This window comes from Desulfobacula sp. (assembly GCF_021107415.1).
In genome coordinates, this window is record NZ_JAIOSW010000113.1 from 22878 (window position 1) to 30636 (window position 7759).

Here is a 7759-nt window from a genome sequence, read left to right on the forward strand (position 1 = left end):
GACTGCTGAATGCAAAACCCTAATTAACCTTTCGCTGTGCATAAAGATTTAATAAATCGGCTGCAAGCTTTTCAACTTCTTCTTTTGCTTTGGCTTTTGATTTTATCCATGCTTTGGACCCGATTTTATCAAGAATCGGTGTATAGCCATCCACCCCGATATATTTGCCAATCATTTCAATGCGATCCACCGGTAAATATAGCTTATCGTTATCCTGATAAAGGATAAGGATAAAATCCTGGGAAATCCCGTCTATTTTTAAACTACACAATCCCTCATATTGACCCACCCCATGTTCAAGATGAACGATGATATCTCCATTTTTCAACTCTTCCGGTGTAATAACCTGAAGGTCACGCGTGAACTGAGTCTTTAAATCTCTTCTTGCTTTTATTTGTCGGCGAATTCTTTTTTTACCGAAAATTTCATTATCGGTTACCAGAGAGAAACCCTCTTCTTTTAGAACAAAACCAGATGATAAATTTCCAATTATATAATAAATCCCTGATTTTTCACTTATGGCAGTGCTGAATGTTTGGCAGAATTCTGGTTCAATGCCATACGGTTTTAATAATGAAATTAATCTTTTTGATTGAGATTCCTGGCTGACCACACACACTACTTTCATTTTGTTGTCCAGTTGCTCATTAAACCACTCTACCAACGGCAACAAAGGATTCTCGTGGGTTCCCTGTCTTTTCAACAATGAAGTCAGAGCCGTATTATCCTGATAATCAAATATAACCTTAAGGTCACACGTAACCTCAAGGTCACACGTAAGTGCCGGCTGGTCCGAATTGACCTGATTTAAATTAATTGGGTGCTCTGAGTTGACCGAATAATCTGAATCAAATGGTTTGTTTATAACATCCAATTGTTTAAATGCTATATGTTTTTTTGAGTTAATGTGAGACTCCACCTTAACCCATTTTAAGTAAATGGAATCCGGTTCAACACAAAGCCTGCTTTCAGATGCTGTTGTTTTGAAATTGAGCAAACCTTTATTTTCAAAATCATTTGCACAAAATTGCAATTCTTCGGGAGAGTCCAACAAGAAAAGAGTGTTTTCAGGAATATAATCAAAAAATGTGTCAAGATCCTCATAAACAAGGGACAGCATGCTTTCAATACCCGGGAATCTTCCAAATTCCCGGGTTTCATTAACAACCTGTCTTATTTTTGATGCATCCAATCGGGCAATTGTTCCAGCCTGCCGGATACGTGCAAGAATATGAGGCAGATTTTCTTTGGTGATGATGGCTTCGGTTGCGGGAATAATAACGGTTTCATAAACTTCTTTAATCCCGCGCTGGGTAAATGGAGAAAAATAACGCATCGACTCTGCCAGATCCCCAAAAAATTCAATACGAACAGGATAGGATTCCTGCGGAGAAAAAACATCCAGAATACCGCCTCGTACAGAATATTCACCCGGATCTTCTACAAGAGATGTCTTTGTATAACCTCCTGATTCAAGTTTCCCGACCAACTCATCCCTATCAATCTCTTCATTGGCGATTACCAATTCTGCAAATTCATTGATTTCTTTTTTAGGAATCAATTTTTGTAAAATCGTATCAATAACCGTTACAATAATTAATGGGTCTGAACTTGAGTTCATGATTTTGGACAAAACTGCCAGCCTGTTTGTAGATGTCTCTTTGTGGTAGGATAGAGATTTAAATGGCTGTATATGATACCCGGGAAAAAAAACAACCTTATCTTTTTTTTCAGACAGAAAAAAAAATAAGTCGTCAATAAAACGCATGGCATTTTTTGTATCTTTTAAAATAACAACAATTGAAACCTTAGAGTTTTTAAATAATTGAGAAGACAACCAGGCTTTATGAGATCCATCCGTCGGGGTGATAACCACACAATCATCTGTGTTTTGGATTTCTTTGATTAATTGATTTGACATGTTTACCTGAAAATACACTATTGATCAGCTATATAGTTTTCCTTTAATTTGAAGGTCACACGTAACCTGAAGGTCACACGTAACCTGAAGGTCACACGTAAAAAATCATGGTCTTGATTTAAAGGAAGTTTTGAAAAGAATCAAGGAAAAGATTATTTAAACTTATTTGCCAGATCATTGTCAATAACATAGATGCACGCCTCATTCGCCCCCTGGGTCGTATAACCAAATTTTTCAGCAAGATTGTCTAACAGGAATTTCACATCTTTTTTAATCCGTTTGTCATGGGCTTTAAATTTTTCTGTGTCAAAATCCTTGATGGCATTCCTGAAGTTTTCATTTTCAATAAAAGGTTCCAACACTCTTTTTTTCAGGTTGTACACATATCGCTCATATAAAGATTCAAACAGCCTGGTTTGTGTAATATTTTTTCCCTCTATCATAATCTCATGGGAAAGAGCACGGGTTGTATACTCCTTTAACACATCATTTCGGATTTCCTGTCTTCGTTTTTTATCCATATCTTCAGACAACAGCCTGTTTTCTATGCTTTCAAGGAAAGCCTCGGTTACATGGAGTTCCTCTTTTGTAAAAATACACTTTACAATTGAGTTCAATTCGTTTGTAACAGCAGAAATATAATTTTTAATATCTTTGACAATCTGCTCCTCGTTGTAATAATATAATGATTCTTTAACCTGCTGAACAATACAATAATCATACATTCTTAATAGAGATTCAAGAAATCCCTGGGGGATCGTTGTTTTTGGCTGATCATCGAGCTTATTAAAAAAAGTGCATAAATCCGGCATATTGATCAGCCGGTCTTCCTTGGCATATTTTGAATAAAACCGATCAAATATTTTAATGGAATCCCGGCCGGACAGTCCTTCTTTCCCATAAATTTCCGATTCCGAAATAATCTTTTTAAGCATCTTATTGTCCAGCGATTTAACATCATCCTCTTCCAGCCATTTGGGAACATTACCTGAAAATAATTCCATCTTTAGAAGCATTAGCTTTTCATCACAAAAATTCTTATACTTTGCAGGATCTTTAATCCATTCAGCCATGGCCTGGGACTTTTTGCCAATCCTGGTACAGATAACAATCCTTGCAAAATTTTCCAGAACCATTTGAAGAAAACTGCCTTCAATATGCCGGCCGAAAATATTATTGTAAATCTTAACTTCTGTCTTCATATCAAGAACATAAGGAATATCAATATATTGAATCCTGTCTTCAAATGAAGGAAAATCACGGATATTTCTTTTATCTTCGGGATTCATCAATGCAAAAAACAATGAATTCACTCTTTCTTCAATATCTTCAACCTTGTGAAGCCCTTCACTGATAATATTATGGAGTTCAACCATGCGGTCGATGTTATGGGCCTTGATATCCATGAGTGCATAAATCCCATTATTAATTTTTGCAAACCTTGAATAAAGGTAATTGATTACATTACTGTCTTGAAATAAGGCGTTTATCCTTTTTTGAACCATCTGGTTTGAAATAACATTTTGTTTTAAGGGTCGGTCACCCGGATTAAAGACGCTGATACCGTTTCCAAGGCGGCGGTTAAAATAGTAAGGTCTGGCATAGAGCATTTTAAACACTTCAGACGGGCTGCCCAATCGTTCCAGCAAGGAATGATAGATAGAAGAGCAAATAGTACAAACTTCTTCCTTAAACACCCATTCATACTCTTTTTCTGTAAACAAACGCCATTTGAACTCATCATTTTTAATCAGTTCATCTAAAACGATTCTTCGCTGATTTTTGGGTATGACAAGAAAAGGATTGTCATGCGAAATACAGGGTACTTCGATATATTCGGCATCTGTGCCGGTAAATAATTTTTCATTTGGTTCGCGTTTAAAACCGGTATCCTCTCCCTGTTCAACATAGTGAAATAATTTTTCAAAGGCAGATACAGTAAGAGACTTGTCTTCATCCTGGAGTTTTTTAATATTCAATCGCCATACGATCTCATACCTCAAGCCTTCTTCAGTATTTGCATATTTTTCAAATTTATTTAATAAATTGTTTAAAAATGTACTCTTTCCACAGCCATGGGGCCCGTAAAAAATATATATCCGATTCTGCTGCGCCCCATGTCGTAAATACTCCATCTGCTTCATAAACCGATTGGCAAACAGCATGTCGGTAAAATAGGAATTTTCAGAATCTTCCACAAAAAGTCTTGAGCAATCATAATTGGTAAAAGCAAGCTTATCAGTATCTCCTGCTATTGTGTCTTCTGATTCATCAACATAGAATTTAATCATATCATGGAAGGTCTGAAAAATATTTCTTAAAACCCGGGAAGGCTCAGCATTTAAAATATTTAAAAACTCATCAAACGGAACCGGCTTAAGCCTCTGGTAATCAGTTATATTTTTATCCAATAGATCAAGGGTTTGATCTATTGATGGTTTTTCTTGCGACTTGGTTTCCATATTAAATTATAACTCCTTCTTGTGAAGTTTACGATTTTCCATCACATAAAGCATTCTTTTCCATTTGATATTTTCTGAACTTTTATCTCCAGCTTTATAAGAAGCAGGGTCCCAAAAATTGCCGTAACTTGTTACAGTCTTTCCTGATACCATGGGCACACTGGTCTCAAGATGAACCGGGCCTCCCCATAAATAGTGAATTCCTACCATGGTGTTTTCAATAAAATCCATTTTCAAAGGTTTGTTTTCAAATTTATGATTCAGATACAATATTCCTTTTTTAGTGCCGGCCTTATCCACAAATATTTCCGGTGGGTGATACAGCGTATCAATGACCATTTTCTTGTAATCCTGGGCTTTTTTGGATTTGATAAAAAATTCCCAGGTCATCCGGGTATTATTGAACCGTTTTCCTGCAACAAAAAGATTATGTTCGGCAATAAACTCCTGATCAATAAAGGTATTGATAAAAGTAAAATCATTAAAATTTTCACGAGTCTTTAAAATAAACTGTGCCCCTGAATTTTTACCTTGGTTATACTTTTTCTTGCCGACTTCATCGTCTAAAAACATATAATCAAACGAATAGCATCCCTTATCTTCCATATCTTTAATATGTTGAAACAGCCTCAATCCAAGGGCATAAGGATTCAATCCAACTTTTGGCATGGAGGTTACAGCGGCATTGACTTTGGCAAAGTCTGTTTCATGGCCGCGGATCCTGTCATCCCTCATAAATAGGTATTCGTGCCAATAGCTTGCCCATCCCTCATTCATAATTTTTGTTCTAATCTGCGGTTGAAAATATAAAGAGGTATTTCTAACGATTTGAATCACAGATTTCATCCACTCGTTTTCTTCCTCTTTTAAAAATGGAGAGAACCGGATGACATACTCCATGACATCCTGATCCGGCTTCACTTTGATAGAAAGTTCCTTTTTATAGAGCTCTGCAAATTCAGGATATTTAACAATCACCTGGTCAAAAAAGTCTTCGGTATCATTTTTAATGGCATTGAATCTTGTAATCTCCTTCAAATATTCATTATGTGACACATTTTTAATCTTCTGTAAAAATATATCAAAATAAAAGTCTGTCTTACTCAATTGCCGCCGGGTATCCTTCATAATATTGTGATTAAGCTCTTTTTGAAACCCCACCAGGTTATCAATCCCCCGGGAAAACTCAATGATATAATCAACCCACCTGCCCTTTTCAGACCGAAGTTGTGCAATCAGCCGTTTATCAGATAATGCCTGCCCTGTTAAATCAATATCCCATGTGTTTTTATAAAAAAGATTATTCTGAAAAAAATCAATGTGCCCAAGAACATGGTAAAAAATCATTACATTGAGCCAATCCGGATTATTATCATTGTAAAATGAAATAGCAGGTCTGGTGTTAATGACAGTTTCATATGGATTTGAAGGATAGGCCTCGTACATGCCTTTTCCTGACAAAACTCTTACATCATGCACCCAATAGTCATAAAGCGTCGGTATCATCACTTTAGGACTCAGTTCAATCATGTCCCGGTTGGTCACTATATATTCAAGCGTTTCATCGTCAAACTTCAAGCCCTGATCGCGAGCCCGAAGTTTGCATTCCTCCATTATGCCTTTGGCATGTTGACTTACAAGTTCCATAGTTATTCTCACTTTCAGGTTTTCGTTCAACCACTAAGTAACCGCCTCTTTTATGAAATAAGCCGTTTTATGCCTTGAATAATTCTTGAGTCATCCGCATCTTCACTCATGACATCCAGTTTAATCAGGCTGCTGTGTTTATTGAGTATGCCGGATGATTTCAAATACTTTTCCACTTCAGTCTGGTTTGAACCGACATAGGAATGCTCTACAACGGAAATACCTATTCTGGACACATAGTTCAGCATTTTTTCAATCTCAGCAATGGTCTGTTTTCCTTCCTTATCCCAGTCATCTCCGTCTGTCCCGTGAAAAACATAGATATTATAATCCCGGGCCAAATTTTCTCTTTCAACAATTTCATTTACCATCTTGAAAGCCGTAAATACCTTGGTACCACCCGCTACTTTGTAAGAATAATACTTATAAAAATCAGAAACCTCCTTGGCTTGAGTATCATGAAGGATAAACCGTGTTTCCACCTGTTTTTCATATTGATATAAAAGCCAGGAATACAGCATGACATGCTGGGATACCACAGTCTGGGTCACTTTTCCGCCCATTGATCCTGAATAATCTCTTAAAAAGAAGACAAGGGCCTGGGATTCATAATCTTTTTCCCTGGATAAAATTCTGTAAATCATATCCTGTGGAGAAATAATAAATTTACTTGTATCAATATTACTGACATCAGGGATATTTTCAAGGGTAATATTGGTTTCAACGATCTTTTTTAACGTTGCTTTTTTATCAAGTACCTGACCCGAACCTTTATTTTTATCCGTCAAATCGTATACATATCTTGCCAGAGTTCTTTTTTTACCTTTATCCTTTAAATTCGGCAGTTGAAAATCCTGGGATAATACCTTGCCAAGCTCATAGGCATTGGATTCGAGTTCATGGTCTCCACCCTCACCTTCTCCAGGGCCTTCTCCTGCACCTTCTTCTCCCTCTTCACCTTCTTCGGGACGGACCGGCTGCTCTCCAATAATATCCCCTTCTTCACCCTCACCTGTTCCACCGGTGGGTTCTCCTTCACCCTGCTCCTGCTCCAGGTTTATTTCATCATGAACAAATTTTTCTTCAACCGTTGTCGGAACAATGATAATCTTATCTTTTCCACCAGACCCTGGTTTGACGATTCTTCCTATTCGAATTTTCCGCTTAAATCCGTCTTCTTCTCTTCTTCTGTCTCTTTCAAGAAGTTCATCAAGGGTTATCATCAGTATTTACCTCCCCTGGCTATTTATCATCCTCTTGACTACAGAAATATTCAATGGTTTTTTGGGCACAGGTTCTGCAATACCCAAGTTTTTCATTCATAGTATAAATCATTCTGTCATAGAGCTTTTGATTTTCTTCATTGGTCCTGTTGGCAAGGGCACCGATTAAAGAGCCGGCACCGGCAATGTCTGATTTAAGCCTGACATCGGTAATAGCCTTGACCAGTTCCAGGTTGTCCATAAAATCATAGTTTGCATCCACGGAAAGCTTCTGGCCATAAATCTTTCTGATAGTGTTTCTAAAAGATGCCCTTTGCTCCTCGGTTTTCAAGCCAAGCCGCTCTTCAACATTTTTAATATATCGCTCATCTATTTTAAGGGCCTTAAGTTCACCGGTCTGGGGATCTTTATACTTCCACATCATATCAGGGCCAAGGTGTTCCGCATCAACACCAATGATCATATTTACATAATTCAGCACGTCTCTTTTGATTGCCAGAGGTTCA

At 37.2% G+C, this 7759-nt stretch carries 4 protein-coding genes and 1 pseudogene; all 5 read right to left on the reverse strand.

Features of this window, described 5'->3' with window-relative positions; translation table 11 throughout:
- Positions 1 to 19: 19 nt before the first annotated feature.
- Positions 20 to 1921 carry a CarD family transcriptional regulator gene (locus K8S13_RS05950; protein ID WP_291461185.1) on the reverse strand — a complete coding sequence of 634 codons (1902 nt, stop codon included), beginning with the start codon at positions 1919 to 1921 and terminating at the stop codon, positions 20 to 22.
- 152 nt (positions 1922 to 2073) lie between these two features.
- On the reverse strand, positions 2074 to 4383 hold the full coding sequence (locus K8S13_RS05955) for a serine protein kinase PrkA (RefSeq protein WP_291461186.1): 2310 nt from the start codon (positions 4381 to 4383) through the stop codon (positions 2074 to 2076).
- A gap of 6 nt (positions 4384 to 4389) precedes the next feature.
- Positions 4390 to 6030 (reverse strand): SpoVR family protein, encoded by a 1641-nt coding sequence (locus tag K8S13_RS05960; protein ID WP_291461188.1) that lies wholly within the window; start codon positions 6028 to 6030, stop codon positions 4390 to 4392.
- A gap of 50 nt (positions 6031 to 6080) precedes the next feature.
- On the reverse strand, positions 6081 to 7253 hold the full coding sequence (locus tag K8S13_RS05965; protein WP_291461190.1) for a DUF444 family protein: 1173 nt from the start codon (positions 7251 to 7253) through the stop codon (positions 6081 to 6083).
- 19 nt (positions 7254 to 7272) lie between these two features.
- Positions 7273 to 7759, reverse strand: a pseudogene (locus K8S13_RS05970) (serine protein kinase PrkA); the annotation flags it as partial.